The sequence below is a fragment of the Sphingomonas sp. SAFR-052 genome, assembly GCF_051965015.1.
Lineage (GTDB): Bacteria > Pseudomonadota > Alphaproteobacteria > Sphingomonadales > Sphingomonadaceae > Sphingomonas.
Genome location: NZ_JBQCMO010000004.1, coordinates 287,855 through 307,409, shown reverse-complemented (window position 1 = coordinate 307,409; position 19,555 = coordinate 287,855). Strand labels below are relative to the sequence as shown.

Here is a 19,555-nt window from a genome sequence, read left to right as displayed (position 1 = left end):
GGATCAATCCAGTGGAACCGCGCGGGCGCGGCGAAGGTCGATATAGAGGTCGGCGACCGCCGCATAGCGGTCGGGCGGAATGGCGCTGCCAACCGTACAGGCGCGGAACAGCGCACGGGCGAGCGGCGGGTCGGCAATGATCGGCACGCCGCGCTGCACCGCGTCCTCGCGCAGACGCAGCGCTTGGAGATTGCGGCCCTTCGCGGCGACTTCGGGCGCGATCATCGCCGCGTCGTCATAGCGCAGCGCGACCGCGAAATGTTCGGGGTTCACGACCAGCAGGTCGGCATCGTCGAGGCTGCCCTTGCCCTGCGCCGCCATTTCGCGGTGCAGCTCCTTGCGGCGCTGCTTCTGACGCGGCTCGCCCTCGCGTTCGCGCGCCTCGCGGGTGACTTCGCGACGGCTCATCCGCATCTGGCGGGTGAATTCGCCGCGGGCGAGAATCTGGTCGAGGATGGCGATGGCGACCGCGACGATCAGGAACGCGAACACCAGCCGCAGCCCGGCGGCCTGCATCGTCGCGACCAGCCGTTCGCCGTCGGTCGCGTTCTCGGCCAGATGCGTCACCGCCCAGCGGACCACCATCCAGGTCGCCGCGGCGTAGAGCGCGAATTTCAGGATGCTCTTAAGCGTCTGTTTGAGCATGAGAAGCGAGAACAACCGCTTGATGCCCTTGGCCGGGTTGAGCCGGCTCCAGTCGGGTTTGAGCGGGTGAAAGGTCAGCAGGAAGCCGCGCAACTGAATCAGTTCGAGCAGGATGACGATCCCCGCCATCGTGCCCCCCAGCAACGCGACCGGCGCGATCGCGCGGCGACCGAGCGTGCCGAGCAACTCCGCCGCACCGCCCGGCTCGCTCGCCGCCGCAAAGCCGCCCGCCAGCGCCATGCGCATCGCCTGCGCCAAAGTCGCCATCAGCGCGGGTCCGGCGATCAGCACATAGGCGGCGATCGTCAGCAGGCTGGCGAGGAAGCCCAGTTCCATGCTGCGCGCGACATTGCCCTTCTCACGCGCCTTTTGCAGCTTGAACGGGGTCGGCGCCTCGCCGCGATTCTGATCCTGTTCGGCCATCAGCCGATCCGCGCCATGGTATCGAACGCACTCGACAGGATGGTGACGAACAGCGACCCCGACAGCGCGAGTGCGATCGGCAGCACGATCATCGTCGCCAGCGTCTTCACCTGAAACCCCAGCAGCAACACGTTCATCTGCGGCAGGGTGCGCGACATGAACGCGATGGCGAGGTCGAGCACTAGGAGCACGACCAGCAACAGCCCGGCCAGCCCCAGCGCGATCAGGAAGACGCCCGACACATAGCCGATCAGCACCTGCGGATCGGTCGCGGTCAGCGCGCTGCCCATCGGCGCGCGTTCCAATGACGTGGCCCAGATCGCCAACAGCCGTGCTGGCCCCTCGGTCGCGAAGAAGATCGCGCCGCCGGCATAGGCCAGGATCGTGCCGACCAGCGGCAACTGCGCGCGCGTCGCCGGATCGACCAGCACGGCAAGGCCATAGCCCGCCTGGATATCGATCGTCCGCCCCGCCACTAGCAACGCCGCGAACGCCAGCTGCAATGCCAGCGCGAGCGCGGTGCCGAGCAGCAGCTCACCGGCCGCCAGCGCGACCCAGCCGCCGGCCGGCGGCGGCGCGGCCCAAGTCGCCGCCGGATTGCCCGCGACGAGCCATGCGGCCAGCGCGATGGCAAGGCCGACGCGGACAATCGCGGGAATGCGGATCAGCGTGAACGGCTGCGCGAACGCGAGCGTCGGCACGATGCGCAGCGACAACAGCAACGTCGCCACCGCCTGCGAAACCAGCGGCTCCATTAGTGCACCAGCGCCGGGATGGCGAGGTACAGACCGCGCGCGAAATCGGTCATCCGCGTCATCATCCAGGGTCCGAGCAGGATCAGCAGTCCCGCCGCCACCAGCAGTTTCGGCACATAGCTAAGCGTCGCTTCCTGAATCTGGGTCGCGACCTGGAACACGCTGATGACGATGCCGATCGCCAGCGTCGCGATCAGGATCGGCGCGGCGACCATCAGCGACTGCCACAGCATGTCGTCGAGCAGATTGAGCGCCCGGTCGGCTTCCATCGATCATCCCGCTGCCTGCGAAGCCCCGGCTCCGCCCCTGCCGTCCCTCTACCGTGCCGCGCCCGATCACGCCCGTCGAACTTAGTCCTAAACGAACGAAAAACCTCCCCGACAAGGATCAGGAGAGCGGCAGGGCGCAGGCGCCGGCCGCGGGATTTCTTGGGGGATATTGGACCATGGTGGCCATTTTCACGGGCGCGGGAACGGGGTTCGAGCGCGGGTCGGGCAATGTGCTGGGCGGGGCGGGAACGCTGGGGCAGGCGGCACTCGGCCGCTCGGGCGAACAGCTGTTGCTGAACGCCGCCAACGGCAATCTGATGCTGATGCAGCAGGACGAATTGCTGCTCGGCCGCGGCCCTGATGCGGCGATCAGCCGGACCTATAACAGCCAGGGCGATCTTTCCGACGAAAATGGAGACAATTGGCGCCAAAGCACCGATCGGCGGCTGTTTTCGCTTGTCGGCACCGCGAACACGTTCGGTTCGACCATCAAGCGGGTATCGTCCGACGGATCGGTCGTCACCTATGCCTATAACGGCACCAATTACCGCACCACCGACGGCGCGGGCGCGCATGACAGCCTTACCTATGCTGACGGGACCGGCTGGACTTGGACCGACGGCGATAGCCAGGTCGTTGAGCGCTATGGCTATCAATTCGCCGGGCAATCCTACATCACCGAACAGCGCGACCCGAGCGGCAATGCGCTGACCTTCACCTATGCCAATGGCAAGCTGACCGAGCTTCGCACCGCGAACGGCGAACGCATCCAATATGGATGGAGTGGCAGTGCGATCACCGACATCCGCACCTTCACGCTGCAAGGCGGTGCGGAGCGGATGCAGACGCGGACCCGCTATGCCTATGACAGTCTCGGCCGGTTGAGCCATGCAACCGTCGACCTGACGCCCGCCGACAACAGCATCGCCGATGGCAAGAGCTATGGCAGCGCCTACACCTATGTCGGCGACACCCGCCTGATCGCGTCGGTCGCGCAGACCGACGGCACGCGCGTCGATTTCGAATATGACGCGCACAACCGGGTGACCTCGGTCACTCAGACGGTCGACGGGTCGACGACGCGGGTGACGCGGCTGAGCTATGGCGCTGACTTTACGTCGATCACCGATCCGGCAGGACAGGTAACACGGCTGGATTTCGCGCCCGGCGATTTCGCGATCGATGAGAAGGCGTGGGGCAGCGCCAATCTTGCCCGACAGGCTGCGACGATCAACGGCGCAGCGGCGGTCCGCTATACCGTGCAGACCGGGGGCAGCTGGGCAGGCTCCTCCCAAACCTTTGCCGTGACGGCCGGCGAGACGATCAGCTTCGGCATCGATCTGCAAGCGGTCGGCGACCTAACCACGCAGGACCTTGGCCTGTATTCGGAACAGACCGGCTGGGGCGGGCCCGGCGTCTCGACGGCGCGGATCGTGTCGGGTCCGGGGACCATCGAACATCTGGGCGGCGGCTTCTGGCGTGTCGTCGGTCTCTCGACGACCACCGGTACGCGCGTCGAGATCACCCGCACCTATGACAAGACCGGTTCGGGCGGCGCCTATTTCTACGTCGATCAGGGCAGCAACTTCCGCGCCGGCACTTCGCTGATCGCCGGCGGACAGACGCTGGTCCGCAGCAGCGACGCATCGTCGCTCGACCGGATGAACGCGACCAAGTGGAGCGCGAGCAACCTGAACCGCGCGACCGACAGCGCGATCGGCGGCGTGCCCGCCTATAAATTCACGGTCAAGACCGCGAACACCGCCGCGAACCTGCAACGCACCTTCACCGCCAGGGCGGGCGAGACCTACAGCTTCCTCATCACGCTGAAGGCGACCGGCTTCGACCAGGGCCACCATCTGGGGCTGGGCGGTTCGGCATCGGGCTGGGGCCCGGACGACCTGGCCAGTGCGCGGGTCCTGTCGGGGCCGGGCGCCATCGATCCGCTGTCGGGCGGCTTCTATTCGGTACGCGGCCTGTCGACGACCGAGGCGACCACCATCCTCGTTACCCGCACCTATGCCCGCGACGATTCCGCCTTTGCGCGGCTGTTCGTAGCGCTGGGCGCCGACGAACCGGCCGGGGCGGGCGTCATCGTCGCCGGCATGAACCTGATCGGTCCGGTCGACGAACCCGAAACGTCGCGGCTGCTGACCAAGATCACCGCGCCCGCAAGCGAGGCGGGCGGCGTGCAGCAGGTGACGCAATTCACCTACAGCACCACCGGCAACGTCGCGACCGTCACCGACCCGACCGGCGGCGTGACGAAGATGACCTATGACTCGGCCGGCAACCTGCTGACCACGACCGACCGGCTCGGCAACGTCGTCACCCGCACCTATGATGCGAAGAACCAGTTGCTGCGCACCTCCGCCACCGCGGTATCGACGGGTGCTGCCGAGACGATTGCCAGCAACAATATCTACGACAGCGCCGGCCGCCTGCGCTACGCAATCTCCGCCGACCGGCGGGTGACGCGCTACACCTACAACGCCAACGGCCTGCTGGTCCGAACCGACAGCTTCACCGCCGATACGCTCGGCACCTCGGTATCGCTGACCGAAACCGCGCTGAACAACTGGGTCGGCGGACTGGCCGACAAATCGGCGCGGATGATCGTCCGCTACGAATATGATGCCCGCGGCGAAGTCTCGCGCATCCTGCGCGACGGGGCGGCGGATGCCAGCGGCGAGCCTTCGACGGCGCAGGGCTATGCCGAGACCGTGTTCGTCCGCGACGCATCGGGCCGGTTGCTCGAACGGGTGACCGGCGGGCAGCGCGAGTTGTTCGTCTATGACGGCATGGGCCGGATGATCGGGTCGACCGACGTGCGCGGCGGCCAGACGACGATCGCCTTCAACGACACGGGTGCGCAGACGGTGGTGACGCTGGCCAGCGGCGCCGTGCAGACCTCGACCTACAACCGCGCCGGCGATCTGGTGTCGAGCAGCGAGGCAGGCAGCTATAGCGGCACCGGCAGCGCCAGCTATCGCTACGACCGGGTCGGCCGCGTCCGCATCGCCACCGACAGCTTCGGCAAGAACCGCTATGTCGTCTACGACCCGACCGGACGAAAGACCGGCGAGGTCGATCCACTCGGCCGGCTGACCGAATATCGCTACGACCGCAACGACCGGCTGGTCGCGACGATCGGTTGGAGCACGGCGTTGTCCGCCGAACAGATGACGCGACTGGGCGACCCGGCGGTCGATATCGATATCGCCACGCTGCGCCCGGCCGCGTCGGCGGCCGACCGCTGGAACTGGACCGTCTATGACCGCGAAGGCCGCGTCGTGCAGCGGATCGACGCGACCGGCGCCAGCGTCACCTACGACTATGACGCGTCCGGCCGCCTACTGAAGGAAACCGCCTATGCCAACCGGCTGGCGGTGGAGGGGCTGAAGACGACGCTGCCGACCGCCGTCACTCGTCCGACGGTCGACAGCGCCCGCGACAATGTCAGCCGCAGCTTCTACGACCGCGACGGCAATCTGGTCGGCATGCTCGACGGGGAGGGGTATCTCAGCCGGTCGGCCTATGACGCGGCGGGCAACCGCGTGTCGGCGACCAGCTTCGCCAAGCGCACCACCGATACGTTGCCCGCCTCGGCCAGCTTCGCCGCGCTGCTGTCCGACGTCGGCAGCAGCGCGAACGATCGCATCGTCCGCTCGGTCTATGACGGGCAGGGGTTGCTGCGCTTCACCATCGATACCGTCAACCGCGTCACCGAATATGTCTATGCCGGGCCGCGGGCCGGCGATGCGACCGGCACGGTGCGCCAGACGATCGCCTATGCCCGCCCGATCGCGGCGCTCGGCAGCTACAATGTCGCCACCGTCACGCAGGGGTTGGCCAATGCCGGCGCGACGAACGATCCGGCCAACCGTCGCAGCTTCGCGGTGTATGATGGCAAGGGCAATCTGACCTTCGCGATCGACGCCGCCGGTTCGGTCACCGGTTACGGCTATGACGCCGCCGGCAATGTCGTGAAGACGACGCGCTTCGCCACCGCCTATGCGACCACCGTCCTGCCGACGCACGAGACGATGGCGGCATGGGGCAGCGCCAATGGCGGCCATGCCGACAACCGCATCACCCGCAGCTATTATGCGGCCCGCGGCGAACTGCGCTTCACCATCGACCCGATGGGTTATGTCAGCCGCTATGATTACGACGCCGCCGGGCGGGTCGTCGCGGTCGTCCGGTTCGATACGGCGATGGCCAATGCCAGCGACGCCACCACCATCGCCGGCGTCGCCGCATGGCAGACCGGCAGCTCCGTCACCACCGCGACCAGCTATGACGCCGCCGGGCGGGTGTTCGAGACCACCGACCCCGCCGGCACCGTCACCCGCTACAGCTACAACGTCAACGGCACCGTCCAGTCGACGACGGTCGCCTTTGACACCGTCGATCAGGTCCGCACCCAACTCGGCTATGATGCCGCCGGTCGCGTCGTTACCCGGATCGAGGATGCCGACGGGCTCCAGTCGACTACCCGCTACAGCTATGACGGCCTCGGCAATCTGCTGAGCCAGATCGCGCCCGACGGTACCAGCACGACCCGCTTCACCTATGACCGCGAAGGGCGGATGCTGACGCGCACCGATGCGCTCGGGCAGGTCCAGTCCTACGACTATGACTCGTTCGGACAGCGGGTGCGGATCGTCGACGAGGCCGGTCGCGCGACCTACAGCCATTATGACGCCGCCGGTCGCGTCATCGCCGTGCGCGATGCCGAGGATTACGTCACCGAAACCAGCTATACCGCGTTCGACCAGATCGCGACCGTCACCCGGCGCAGCCAGCGCGCGACCAACGCCGCCGCGATCGGGACCCTGCCGACCGTCACAGCGGGTCCGAAGGACGCCGTCACCCAGTTTTTCTACGACAAGCTCGGCCGCGTCGTGCGCACCGTCGATGCCGAAGGCCATAGCGAGAACAGCCGCTACAACAGCTTCGGCGAAGTTGCGCAGGCGACCAACAAGCTGGGCGGCGTCACCAGCCGCCGCTATGACCGCCGGGGGCAGGTGGTTGCCGAAACGGTCGCCAAATCGGTCTTCAACGCCGCCGGCGACCGCATCGTCGCGCCGGTCGCGGTCGGCAGCTTTGACCCGGTCTATTATGCCGCGACCTATTCCGACCTTGCCAGCAAGGCCGGCGATACCGTGTGGCTCACCTGGCATTGGGAGAATTACGGCTGGCGCGAACGCCGCAATCCCAATGCGGTATTCGATACCAATTTCTACCTGTCGGCCTATTCCGACATCGTCGCCGCCGACGTCAATCCACTCAACCACTACGCCACCTGGGGATGGAGCGAGGGGCGCAGCGTTAACGCCCAGACCGTCGACGGCGCGACCGAGACCGGCGGCGTCAGCACCCGGTACGAATATGACGCGCGCGGCAACCGTACCCGCATGGTCGAAGCTGCCGGCCTGACCGAACAGCGGGTCACCGACTATAGCTATGACGCGCTCAACCGGCTGGTCGAAAAGCGGGGCGAGGCGATCGATTACGGCGTTCCCGGCTCCAGCGTGAACGCGGGCAATGCGCAACCGACCGAGAAATATCTCTACGATCGCCACGGCAACCTGACCCGGCGCACCGACGCCAATGGTCGTCACACCTGGTATTATTACGACGCGCTCGACCGCAAGAATGGCGAGGTCGATGCGACCGGCGCCTATGTCACCTATGGCTATGACAAGAACGGCGGCCTGATCCGCAGCCGCGCCTATGCGACCGCGGTCAGCACATCGCAGCTGACGACCGACAGCCGTCCGGCCGCCACCGGCGACTATCGCGAAACGACCTACGTCAACGACGCGCTCGGTCGCCGCGTGTCGACCAGCATCGCCGGAATCCGTACCGGCGGGTGGGACGTGGCGAGCAGCAGCTATGTCTATGGCACCGGCACGCTGACCGACAGCGTCGCCTATGACGCGGTCGGCAATGTCATACGCACCACCGATGCCACCGGCGCGTCGGTCCTGTCCTATTACGACAAGCTGGGCCGAAAGGTCGCGCAGGTCGATCAGGAAGGATTTCTGACCGACTGGACCCGCGACGCCGAAGGCAACGCCTTGACCGAGCGTCGCTATGCGCTTGCGGTCGCCAATGCGACCGCCGGCGAACGCCCGGCCGGCACTGCCCATGCCGATGATCGGGTGACCGACTTCACCTATGACCGCAACGGCCGCCGCCTGACTGAAACACGCCGCGACGTGGTCGCGTGGAGCGTCGATCCGACCAGCGGCGCGCTGACCAACGTGACCGGCGATGCGCGCATCACCTACACCTATAACGGCCTTGGCCTCGTCACCTCGAAGCGGGAAGCGACCGGCGATACCACGCTCTATGCTTATGACCGCGCCGGACGGCTGGTCGGCGAACAGCGCCCGAACCTGATCAACAGCACCACCGACGATGCGATCCCGCAGGTCGCCTATCAGTATGACGGCAACGACAATCTGGTCCGTACCGTCGAGGGCGCCGACCGCGTCACAACCCATCGCTATGACGAACTGGGTCGCAAGGTCGCGATGACCGATGCGATGGGCTCGACCCGTTTCTACTTCTACGACCGCGTCGGCAACATGGTGGCGGAGGCGTATTCACGCCGCAACAGCGCCAATACGACCGTGCGCGAAGGCGCGATCTATCGCTACGACCCGGTCGGGCGACTGCGCGGACAAACCTCCGCCACGAACTGGACGCAGTCGAACGGCAAGCTCACCAGCCTCACCACCTCCGGCGCACCGCCTGAAGTTGCCTTCACCTACAACGTCTTCGGCGAGCTTGTTTCCCGTTCGATCGGCGGGCTGGTGCAGGAACAGCATGAATATGACGATACCGGCCGCATGTGGCGCAGCACCGGCGGCGACGGGACGTGGCGCTATTTCCTGTATGACGGAGCCGGTCGCCAGACGCTGACGCTCGAGAGCGATGGCGCCACCAACGTCCAGAACTCCTCGCTCGGCAACGTCCTGCGCCTTGCCACGCTCGACGGGCGGGTGCTCGGCGATCCCGCCAACGGCATCGCCGTCACCGCCACCCAATATGACCGCCGCGGACAGGTCACGCGCGTCCACAGCCTGCAACGCGAATTGGCCAGCGGCGTAACCGGGGGCAGCGACCTGCGCACGTCGCGGAGCTACACCGCCTTTGGCGAGGTCGCGACCGAAACCGATGCGCGCGGTGCCACCACCTACTACGCCTACAACCGGATGGGCCGGGTGACGTCGATCGCGCGACCCGTGGTGCTGGGTGCCGATATCGGCGAGACCGGCATCGCCGAAACCCGCTATTACGATATTTCGGGACGGTTGGCCGGGACCAAGGACGGGAACGGCAATATCACCACCCGGCGGCTGGCGGGCGGTACCGGCTATGGCGGGGCGGCCGAACTGGTCACCGCCGAATATCATGCTGATGGCGGCCGCGTGTTCCAGCGCTACGACGATGCCGGCAATCTGGTGACGCGCACCGACGAACTCGGCCGCGCCACCTATTCGACCTATGACAAGCTCGGCCGGCTGCTGACCACCAGCAACGTCAACAGCCGCGACGTCGCGCACAGCTACACCTATGACTCGCTCGGCCGGCGGCTGACCCATAGCCAGACCGGGCGCGCCGCGACCGACCGCGAGACCACCGACTACGATGTCGCCGGCCGCGTCACGACCAGCCGTGCCTTCGGTGGCGAGGTGACAACCAATGCCTATGCCTGGGACAGCGCCATCAACAGCGGCCTCGGCGCCACCGGGGGCTGGCGGCAGACCACGACCTACGCCAATGGCAAGCAGACGGTGGAGGCCAAGGACACGTTCGGCCGCCTGACCAGCCGCACCGACATGGGCGGCAACGTCGCCACCACCAGCTATGACCAGGCGGGGCGGGTGGCGACCATCGCCGGCCTCGAAACCCAGAACTTCACCTGGCTGAACTCCGGCCTGCTCGCGACCCAGACCAGCGACCTCGGCTCGGGCACGGTCCGTTCGGTCGCGACCTTCGGCTATGACCAGGTCGGCAACCGCACGACCGAGACCTTCACCCGCGACGGCGTTGTCTATCGTCGTACCGAAGCGGTCTTCGACATGCAGAACCGGATGCGCACCTGGGCCGATACCGGCGATGCGGTACCCGCCGCGTCGATGGGTTGGACCTATGACGCCAACGGCAACATCACTCGGACGATCGCGACCCGCGCCTCGCTGACCGCCGCCGGCGGCGTCGCATCGACCAACACCGAGGAACGCTGGTTCCGCTACGATTCGATGAATCGGGTAACGCTCGACGGTGGTCGCATGGGCGCCAACGGGGTCGAGCGCGGCAGTGGTACGGAAATCACCTATCGCGTCGACGGCAGCCGGGCGAGGGCGCTGACCAGCTTTACGGCCTATGCATGGGTCGAGAACCCGAACTACGGCGATGGTGAGATCAATCCCCGCTTCCGGCCATCGGCAGCGCCCGACGATGGCGCCGGCGAAGGGTCGACCCGACCCTCCGCACCCGGGAACGGCGATCGGATGATTCAAGTTGCCTATGCCGCCGAACGTCGGGAAACCTATGCATGGCGCGACGACGGCCAGCTTTCGACCGTCCTGTCCGAACAGACCGGCTATTACGACAATTACGACGGCACGGTCATATCGGACGGGATCTTTGCCGTCGTGGGATCGGGCACTTACGAATATGACGCGCTCGGCCGGGTAACCCGTCAGACCGACCGGGATAGTGGCAACGCGGCGGTCTACGACCGTGTCGTTACCTATGACGGCAATGGCCGGGGCCAGATCGTCGCCGAAACGACCGTGACCAAGCAGGGCACGGACACGATCAACACGACGACCACCAACGACTACGGCACCGGCACCGACTATGCGCTGGGCGCGGTTAGGAAGGTGACGTCGACCACCACCGTCAACGGCGGCAGCAGCACGACGACCACCAGCACCAACAGCTATGAATGGCGCGACGCCGCGCAGCTGACCGGTACGGTGACGACGAAGACGAACGCCAACACCGCCTACACCAATTACTATTACAGCGGCGTCGGCCAGCTCGATAGCGTATCGATCGGCGGCGATCGGCCGCGGACCGTGACCTTCATCAACGACCTGTCCGGTCAAGTCATTCGCCGTGACGAGGCGGACAACAAATACGATACCGGCGATCCGCACGAAATCTGGTACCGCCATGGCGGTCGCGAGATCGGCTATGTCGGCAATAACGGCAGCGCATCGGACAGCTATGCCGAATCGATCCGCCGCCGCGCGACCAAGCCCAGCGACACATCGACCTTCGCGCCGCTCGGCGGCCAATCGCGCGGATCGCATTTCGCCGAGACGATCGATCGCATCAACAGCTTCGAAACCGGCAGCGCCGGGCGCAGCTACACCGTGCAGGCCGGCGACACGTTGAGCGGTATCGCCGAGCAAGTCTGGGGCGACGCCTCGCTCTGGTACAAGCTCGCGACCGCCAACGGCCTCGGCGCCGACAGCATGTTGGCGGCGGGCCAGGTCCTGACCATACCCGCCGGCGTCGTCCGCTCGACCTACAATGCCGACACGTACAAACCCTATGACCCGACCGACGTCCTCGGCGACGTCAACCCGAACCCGAAGGCGAAGCGCGGGAACAAGTGCGGCGGGTTTGGGCGGATATTGGTAGCCGCGGTGGCGATCGCGGTAGCCGCCGTCGCTACCGCCGGTATCGGCGCGCTTGCGACGGGTGCTTCGTTCGCCGGCTCGTTGAGCGCGCTCGGTACCGGCAGTCTGGCCACGTTCGCTGCGTCGAGTGGCGCGACGCTGGGGGTGACCGGTACCATCGCTGCCGGCGTAGCGGGGGCGATGGTCGGCTCGGCGGCGAGCCAGGGCCTCGCCATCGGCATGGGAATGCAGGACAAGTTCAGCTGGGGCGGGGTCGCCATGGCTGGCTTGAGCGCAGCGGTCGGCGGCACGCTGGGCACGCTTCCACTCGGAAGCGGGGTGCAGGGGGCGGTCGTTCGGGGCGTCCTGGGCAACGTCGTAACGCAGGGCGTTGCCATCGCGACGAAGCAGCAAAGCCGGTTCGACTGGGCCGGGCTTGCAGCGGCGGCAGTAACTGCCGGGGTCGGCCAGGCGGTTGCGGGTAACGGTACGTCGGGTTGGCGACAGGAGGCTGCGGGCTTTGCGTCCGGGCTTGCTGGCGCAGCAACGCGTAGCATCCTTACCCGAACGAGCTTCGGCGATAACCTCCTGGCGGTATTGCCTGACGTGATCGGCGCCACGGTCGGCCGAATGGTGGCGAGGGGCATAGAAACTGCAACGTCGCCGCAGCTTTCGATCGACGTCGGGGCGCTACTCGCAGATGACAACGTGACCGGTGGCGGCTCCGGTTCGCCGGTCCGGCCGGCAAGTCCGGCGACCGTGGCAATACTGTCTTCAGCGACTCCGATGGGTACCAGCGCCGCGATGGAAAATGAGGCCGCCGCCAAGCCTAGTATCTTACCCCGCGGAAGAGTGACCGTTCAGGAAGTGCCAACGTACCAGGGCGGTCCAGCGAGCGGAAACGCGGCGATCAATGCCGGTTATGTCGATCATTACGATCCTTACGTCGCAACTGACCCAGCAGGTCGGATGCTGTTTGGGCGGTACGAAGGTTTGCCAAACCAGGATCCTGTTTGGCGCGATTACGGCAGTCCTGAACAGTATAACACGCTGCTTCGCGAACGGGCGATCACAACGGCGGTCGACGGCTACGTAAACCTCGGTACGGATATCGCAGGCGGCCTGAAAGATTTGGTCATGGCACCGTTTGCGGCGGGGCTTTACGTCTCTGACATCGTGCATGGAGGTCAGGCTACTGCTGACCGGATAGCGCAGGCCGTACGGTTCCAGCGGGCCGTATCCAACGATCCAATGTTGTTAGTGCGCGGCGCGCTCGAGCCTCTCAGACAAATGTTTGATGAGGGCAGTGTCAGGGGCATTACCACTTATGTTTCCGGCGCAGCTGTTGCCGGTGGCGCAAGTACGATAGCTTCTTTAGCGAAGAATTTTGGAAGGATATCCGCCCCAGAAAGTATGGTAGCGGGGCCGATCAACACTCGGCTCGCTCTGCAGGGCGTCACCGATCGGGCTGTGGCGGATCTAGCGGCCAACCCTGGGCTGGCTCGCGACTTGATGAGTCCGGGCAGCTATCAGCATCTTGTTGATGGAACCAGCCTAGCACCGGCAAGCTACGGCAAAGCCATAGAGCGGTTGTCAGCGCGCTACATCCAGGCCGATCCTGAGCTTAGCCAAATTCTTTCTTATCAATCTCGTCCCTTCGTTTCGACGCCGGACTTCTTCGGGTATGAAGGTTATAATCTCAGGGTTCTCGACATCACCACCGAGGCGTCGCGAGCGAGCCATTCGGCAAGGCGGTATGGAGCATACACAGAGTATGCTATACATCCTGGTCTGCCTTCTAATTTGGTGTTCCCACGATGAAAGAGTTCAAAAACGAGACGTTCTCTCGACTGTTCGATCGCGGTGATCGCCGTCGGATAGAGGACATGGCTTTCCACGAATGCCAATTCGAAAACTGCGCGCTCTCGCTGACCGAGGATATTGCGCAGATGTCCGAGGTGCGCAGAGTGGAGATGGTGGATTGTGCTATAAACGGCTGCCATACGGGGCCGATGGTCGCATCAGAGGTAACGATATCTGGCCTTAAAACGAATGACCTACTTATTTTCTGGAGTCCGTTTCTAGATCGCGTCGTATTGTCCGGCGAGATTGGAAAAATAAAAATCAATGCTAATGGGGGAACATCTACCGTCAGTCGTAGGCAGCAACAGTTTTTTGATGAATATAGGGCCAAGTTTTACGCAGGAGTCGAATGGGCGCTTGACATCAGCAAGGCGAGTTTCAAGGAATTTGATATTCGTGGTGTTCCAGGGAAGTTGATCCGCCGCGATCCTGAGTCGCAAATACTAATCACCCGGGAGCGTGCTCTAGAATTTGCTACTCGAGGTTGGGAAAAACAGCTCGATTCGTCAAACAAAATTTGGCCATTCATGGTCAACCTCTTTCTCAGTGACGGCGATGCGGACACGGTCTTCGTTGCACCGCTTGGTGCCGCGAAGGCTAAGCGTGATGTCATGTTGAACGGGTTGCATGAGTTAAGGCGGATCGGACTTGCTGAGCCGGACTGAATCAAGCCAGCCCTACGTGGAGTCCATTCCGTTATGCCTGCCGATCGGTTGGCGGACCGTATGGTTTTGCGAATTATCTAGGGGAATATGATAAGAATCCGGGCAAGGCGATGATGTCGGCGTCATGAATTCCGAAGAATCACTTAAACGCCATCGGCTGCCTCAATGTATCGGTGCTGACGCAGATTGAGCCGGTGTTCTCTTTAAACTCTCAAACCAACCCCTTCAACCGATACAACGCCTCCATCGCCTCCCGCGGCGACATCGCATCGACGTCCATCCCCCCCAACACCTCGCGCAGCGTATCGACCGGCGTTTCCTCCACCTGCGCGACGGCGGCGAAGAGCGGCAGGTCGTCGAGGCCTGCCGCAATCCCGCCGGTCTTCGCCTTGCCGGCCTCCAGCTTCGCCAGCACCGCCTTGGCGCGCTGTAGCGTGGCGGGGGGCAGGCCCGCCAACCGCGCGACGGCGATGCCGTAGCTGCGATCCGCCGGTCCGTCGGCCAGTTCGTGGAGCAGGACCAGATCGCCCTTCCATTCGCGCGCGCGGACATGGTGGAGCGACAGCGCGTCGCAGCGCTCGGCCAGACGGGTCAGTTCGTGATAATGCGTCGCGAACAGGCAGCGGCAGCGATTATCCTCGTGGATCGCCTCGACCACTGCCCACGCGATGGCGAGCCCGTCATAGGTCGAGGTGCCGCGCCCGACCTCGTCGAGGATCACGAACGATCGCGCTGTCGCCTGCGCCAGGATCGCCGCCGTCTCGACCATTTCGACCATGAAGGTCGACCGGCCGCGCGCGAGATTGTCCGACGCGCCGACCCGGCTGAACAACCGATCGACCAGCCCCAGCGTCGCCGAGGTCGCCGGCACGAAACTACCCGCCTGCGCCAGCACGACGATCAACGCATTCTGCCGCAGGAAGGTCGATTTGCCGCCCATGTTCGGACCCGTGACCAGCCAGAGCCGCGAGCTTTCCGACAGGCGGCAGTCATTGGCCACGAACCGCCCGCCGCTCTTGGCGACCGCGCTCTCGACCACCGGGTGCCGCCCGCCGACGATCTCCAGACAGCTATGATCGACCAGGGTCGGCCGCGACCAGCCGCCCTCGGCCGCGCGTTCGGCGAGCGCCGTCGTCGCGTCGATCCGGGCCAGCGCGTCGGCGGTGGCGGCGATGCCCTCGCGATTGGCCAATGCGGCTTCGGTGAACGCCTCGAGATGCGCGGCCTCGGCGGCTAGCGCATGGGCGCCGGCCTGCGTGACCTTGAGCGCCGCTTCGTGCAGGTCGGGGGCGTTGAAGCGCACCACCCCGGCCAGCGTCTGGCGATGGGTGAAGCCGCTGTCGGCCGCCATCAGTCTGTCGGCGGAGCGCGCCGGCACTTCGACATGATAGCCGAGCACGCCGTTATGCCGGATCTTCAGCGCGGCGATGCCGGTCCGTTCGCGATATTCCGCCTCCAGCGCGGCGATCGCCCGCCGTCCGCCGGCCCCCGTATCGCGCAAGGCATCGAGTGCGGCATCGAAGCCGCTGGCGACATAGCCGCCCGCGCTCGCATCGATCGGCGGCATCGGTACGAGGCCGCGCGTCAGCAGGTCGATCAGCTCGCCATGCCCGCGCAGCCGGGGTGCCAGATCGGCGATCAGCGCCGGCACCGCCGTCAGCTTGTCGAGCCGCTGCCCCAGCGCCAAGGCCGCGCCCAACCCGTCGCGCAATTGCCCCAGATCGCGCGGGGATCCGCGCCCCGCCGCGATCCGCCCCAGCGCCCGCCCGATATCTGGCAGCGCGCGCAGCGTGGTGCGCAATTCGTCGCGCAGCCCGGGATCGTCATGCGCCCAGTTCACGGCTGCCAGCCGCGCCTCGATCGCCGCCCGGTCCATCAGCGGCGCGGCGATATCGCCCGCCAGCAACCGCGCGCCCGCGCCGGTCACCGTCCGGTCGACCTCGGCCAACAGGCTCCCGGCACGTGCTCCTGCCGCCGTCCGCGTCAGCTCGAGGCTCTCGCGCGTCGCCGCATCGATCGCCATGCACTGGCCATCGGCGGCGCAGACCGGCGGCCGCAGGAACGGCAACTGCCCGCGCGCGGTATGGTCGAGATAGGCGATCAGCCCGCCCGCCGCCGCCAGCGCCGCGCGCGAAAACTGGCCGAACCCGTCGAGCGTGGCGACGCCGTGCAGCGCCTTCAGCCGCGCCTCGCCCGCCGAACTGTCGAAGTCGCCCCGCCCACGCAGGCAGGTCGCAACCTCGGCGAAACCGCCGGCGTCGGCCGCGACGACCTCGACCGGCTGCAACCGGGCGAGCGCGGCGGTAAGCCCTGCGGCGTCGGTCTCGATCACCTCGAACTTGCCCGTAGAGACGTCGGCGGCGGCGATGGCGACCCCGCCCGCCGCCTCGCCGATGGCGACGCACCAATTGGCGGCCCGAGCGTCGAGCAGCGCTTCCTCGGTCAGCGTCCCCGCCGTCACCACCCGCACGATCGCGCGCGCGACCAGCGCCTTCGATCCGCGCGCCTTCTTGGCTTCCTCGGGGCTTTCGACCTGTTCGGCGATGGCGACGCGGTGCCCCGCCTTGATGAGCCGCGCCAGATAGCCTTCGGCCGAATGGACCGGCACGCCGCACATCGGGATCTTGGCCCCCTCATGCTCGCCCCGCGCGGTCAGCGCGATGTCGAGACAGGCGGCGGCGATCTTCGCATCGTCATGGAACAGCTCGAAGAAATCGCCCATGCGATAGAACAGCAGGCAATCGTCCGCCTCCGCCTTCAACGCCAGATATTGCTGCATCATCGGGGTGGGGGCGGGGGAATCGGTTCCCGGAGCCTTGGTTGCCATCGCGCGGCGATACCGTCCCGGCGCTCCCGCACGCAAGCGTATCAAAGCGTATTCGCTCCGAGCTTCACCCTTGCCCGATCCGCCTTCCCCTGCGTAAAGCCCCAGACAAACGGGAGAAGCGCCAGTGTCCGAAGCCACCGACCAGTTTTCCGAGCGCGAGGCGCTGCTGTTCCATTCGGAAGGGCGTCCGGGCAAGATCGAGATCATCGCATCCAAGCCGATGGCGACGCAGCGCGACCTCGCGCTCGCCTATTCGCCGGGCGTCGCGGTGCCGGTCCGCGCCATCCACGAAGATCCCGCCACCGCCTATGACTATACCGCCAAGGGCAATCTGGTCGCGGTCATCTCCAACGGCACCGCCATTCTGGGCCTCGGCAATCTCGGTGCGCTGGCGTCAAAGCCGGTGATGGAGGGCAAGGCGGTGCTATTCAAGCGCTTCGCCGACGTCGATTCGATCGATATCGAGCTGAAGACCGAGGATGTCGACCGCTTTATCGACGCGGTCGAACTGATGGAACCGAGCTTCGGCGGCATCAACCTCGAAGACATCAAGTCGCCCGAATGCTTCATCATCGAGCAGACGCTGCGCGAACGCATGAACATTCCGGTGTTCCATGACGACCAGCACGGCACCGCGATCATCTGCGCCGCCGGCCTCATCAACGCCTGCCTGCTGACCAAACGCAAGCTGTCGGAAGTGAAGGTCGTGGTCAACGGCGCAGGCGCCGCCGCCATCGCCTGCACCGAACTGATGAAGGCAATGGGCGTCGCCCACGACAATGTCATCATGTGCGACCGCACCGGCGTCATCTATCAGGGCCGCGACGATGTGAACCAGTGGCAGTCGGCGCATGCCGCCGCCACCGACCGCCGCACCCTGACCGAAGCGTTGCACGGCGCCGACGTGTTCCTGGGGCTCTCGGCCGCAGGGGCGCTGAAGCCCGAAATGGTCAAGGACATGGCCCCGTCGCCGATCATCTTCGCCATGGCGAACCCGGAGCCGGAAATCCGCCCCGAACTGGCCAAGGCCGCGCGTCCCGACGCGATCGTCGCGACCGGTCGTTCGGACTATCCGAACCAGGTCAACAACGTCATCGGCTTCCCCTTCATCTTCCGCGGGGCGCTCGATGTGCGCGCGACCGGCATCAACGACGAGATGAAGATCGCCGCCGCCACCGCCATTGCCGAACTGGCGCGCCAGCGCGTGCCGGAGGAAGTGGCGCTGGCCTATGGCACGCAGCACAGCTTCGGCCCCGAATACATCATCCCCGCGCCGTTCGATCCGCGCCTGATGGAACTGGTGCCGTCGGCGGTCGCCAAGGCGGCGATGGATTCGGGCGTGGCGACGCGCCCGATCCTCGACATGGACGCCTATCGCCAGCAGCTGCGCGCACGGCTCAATCCGACCACCTCGGTTCTGACCATGGCCTATGAGGGCGCCCGCGCGCATCCCAAGCGCGTCCTGTTCGCCGAAGGCGAAGAGGAAGTCGTGCTGCGCGCCGCGATCGCGTTCAAGGAGGGCGGTTACGGCATCCCGGTGCTGGTCGGCCGCGACGACGTCCATGACCGGCTGCGCGCGCTGGGCGTCGCCAATCCGGAGGAATATGAGGTCCACAACAGCCGCACCAGCGAGATGGTGCCGCAGATGGTCGACTTCCTCTACCAGCGCCTGCAACGCCGCGGCTTCCTGAAGCGCGATGCCGAACGGATGATCAACCAGGACCGTAACACCTTCGGCGCGGTGCTGCTGCAGCTGGGCGTCGCCGATGCGATGATTACCGGCATCACCCGCACCTATGCGCAGACCTTCCGCGACGTGCGCCGGGTGATCGATCCGGTCGGGGGCAAGGTGCCGTTCGGCATCCACCTGCTGGTCGGGCAGAGCCATACCGTGTTCATGGCCGACACCACGATCAACGAACGCCCGAGCGCCGAGGAACTGGCCGACATCGCCGAACGCACCGCCGCCGTCGCCCGCCGCATGGGCCACGAACCGCGCGTGGCGTTCCTAAGCTATTCGACCTTCGGCAATCCCTCGGGCCAGTGGATCGACAATGTCCGCGACGGCGTGGCCGCGCTCGATAAGCGGCAGGTCGGCTTCGAATATGAAGGCGAAATGGCCCCCGACGTCGCGCTCAATCCGCGCCAGATGGCGAACTTCCCCTTCGCCCGCCTGTCGGGTCCGGCCAATGTGCTGGTCATGCCGGGGCTGCAATCGGCCAATATCTCGGCCAAGCTGCTGCGCGAACTGGGCGGCGACGACGTGATCGGCCCGATGCTGATCGGCATGGAAAAGCCGGTCCAGATCGCACCGATGACCAGCACCGCCAACGAACTGGTGACGCTGGCGGTGCTGGCGGCGGGCGGCATGGTGGGGTGAGGGTAGGGGCGCTCGCCGGCCGAGCGCCCCTACCGCCGCATTGTCGTGAACCGTCGACTACACCGTATCCCCACG

General features: G+C 65.8%; 7 protein-coding genes. 3 read left to right on the top strand and 4 right to left on the bottom strand.

The window, feature by feature from the left end:
- Window positions 1–3: 3 nt before the first annotated feature.
- The 3 genes from ACTHQV_RS09260 to fliQ are packed head-to-tail and all read right to left on the bottom strand — an operon-like array spanning window position 4 to window position 2,092.
- Window positions 4–1,068, bottom strand: coding sequence for an EscU/YscU/HrcU family type III secretion system export apparatus switch protein (locus ACTHQV_RS09260; RefSeq protein WP_440489784.1), 1,065 nt, complete (start codon window positions 1,066–1,068; stop codon window positions 4–6).
- Entirely contained in the window at window positions 1,068–1,823 is a 756-nt protein-coding gene (locus ACTHQV_RS09255; protein WP_440489782.1) for a flagellar biosynthetic protein FliR, read from the bottom strand. Before ACTHQV_RS09255 ends, ACTHQV_RS09260 begins: the two co-directional genes overlap by 1 nt.
- The gene (gene fliQ / locus ACTHQV_RS09250) at window positions 1,823–2,092 is read right to left on the bottom strand and encodes a flagellar biosynthesis protein FliQ (RefSeq protein ID WP_440489781.1); all 270 of its coding nucleotides are present in this window, start codon (window positions 2,090–2,092) and stop codon (window positions 1,823–1,825) included. The genes ACTHQV_RS09255 and fliQ overlap by 1 nt, the downstream gene beginning before the upstream one ends.
- A gap of 176 nt (window positions 2,093–2,268) precedes the next feature.
- Here fliQ and ACTHQV_RS09245 point away from each other — a divergent pair, with 176 nt between their 5' ends.
- Both ACTHQV_RS09245 and ACTHQV_RS09240 read left to right on the top strand, forming a co-directional pair.
- Window positions 2,269–13,566 carry a LysM peptidoglycan-binding domain-containing protein gene (locus ACTHQV_RS09245; protein WP_440489779.1) on the top strand — a complete coding sequence of 3,766 codons (11,298 nt, stop codon included), beginning with the start codon at window positions 2,269–2,271 and terminating at the stop codon, window positions 13,564–13,566.
- On the top strand, window positions 13,563–14,273 hold the full coding sequence (locus tag ACTHQV_RS09240) for a hypothetical protein (RefSeq protein WP_440489777.1): 711 nt from the start codon (window positions 13,563–13,565) through the stop codon (window positions 14,271–14,273). Before ACTHQV_RS09245 ends, ACTHQV_RS09240 begins: the two co-directional genes overlap by 4 nt.
- Window positions 14,274–14,484: 211 nt before the next feature.
- On the opposite strand, the gene mutS is transcribed toward ACTHQV_RS09240, so the two are convergent.
- The gene (mutS, locus tag ACTHQV_RS09235; RefSeq protein ID WP_440489946.1) at window positions 14,485–17,055 is read right to left on the bottom strand and encodes a DNA mismatch repair protein MutS; all 2,571 of its coding nucleotides are present in this window, start codon (window positions 17,053–17,055) and stop codon (window positions 14,485–14,487) included.
- 169 nt (window positions 17,056–17,224) lie between these two features.
- On the opposite strand from mutS, the gene ACTHQV_RS09230 reads away from it, so the two are divergent.
- Window positions 17,225–19,480: an NADP-dependent malic enzyme gene (locus tag ACTHQV_RS09230; RefSeq protein WP_440489775.1), complete on the top strand. Its 2,256-nt coding sequence runs from the start codon at window positions 17,225–17,227 to the stop codon at window positions 19,478–19,480.
- Window positions 19,481–19,555: the final 75 nt, after the last annotated feature.

Excerpts from the sequence above, each read along its gene's own strand:
- ACTHQV_RS09260 (WP_440489784.1), bottom strand. The coding sequence starts at position 1,068 with ATGGCCGAACAGGATCAGAATCGCGGCGAGGCGCCGACCCCGTTCAAG.
- ACTHQV_RS09255 (WP_440489782.1), bottom strand. The coding sequence starts at position 1,823 with ATGGAGCCGCTGGTTTCGCAGGCGGTGGCGACGTTGCTGTTGTCGCTG.
- fliQ (WP_440489781.1), bottom strand. The coding sequence starts at position 2,092 with ATGGAAGCCGACCGGGCGCTCAATCTGCTCGACGACATGCTGTGGCAG.
- ACTHQV_RS09245 (WP_440489779.1), top strand. The coding sequence starts at position 2,269 with ATGGTGGCCATTTTCACGGGCGCGGGAACGGGGTTCGAGCGCGGGTCG.
- ACTHQV_RS09240 (WP_440489777.1), top strand. The coding sequence starts at position 13,563 with ATGAAAGAGTTCAAAAACGAGACGTTCTCTCGACTGTTCGATCGCGGT.
- mutS (WP_440489946.1), bottom strand. The coding sequence starts at position 17,055 with ATGATGCAGCAATATCTGGCGTTGAAGGCGGAGGCGGACGATTGCCTG.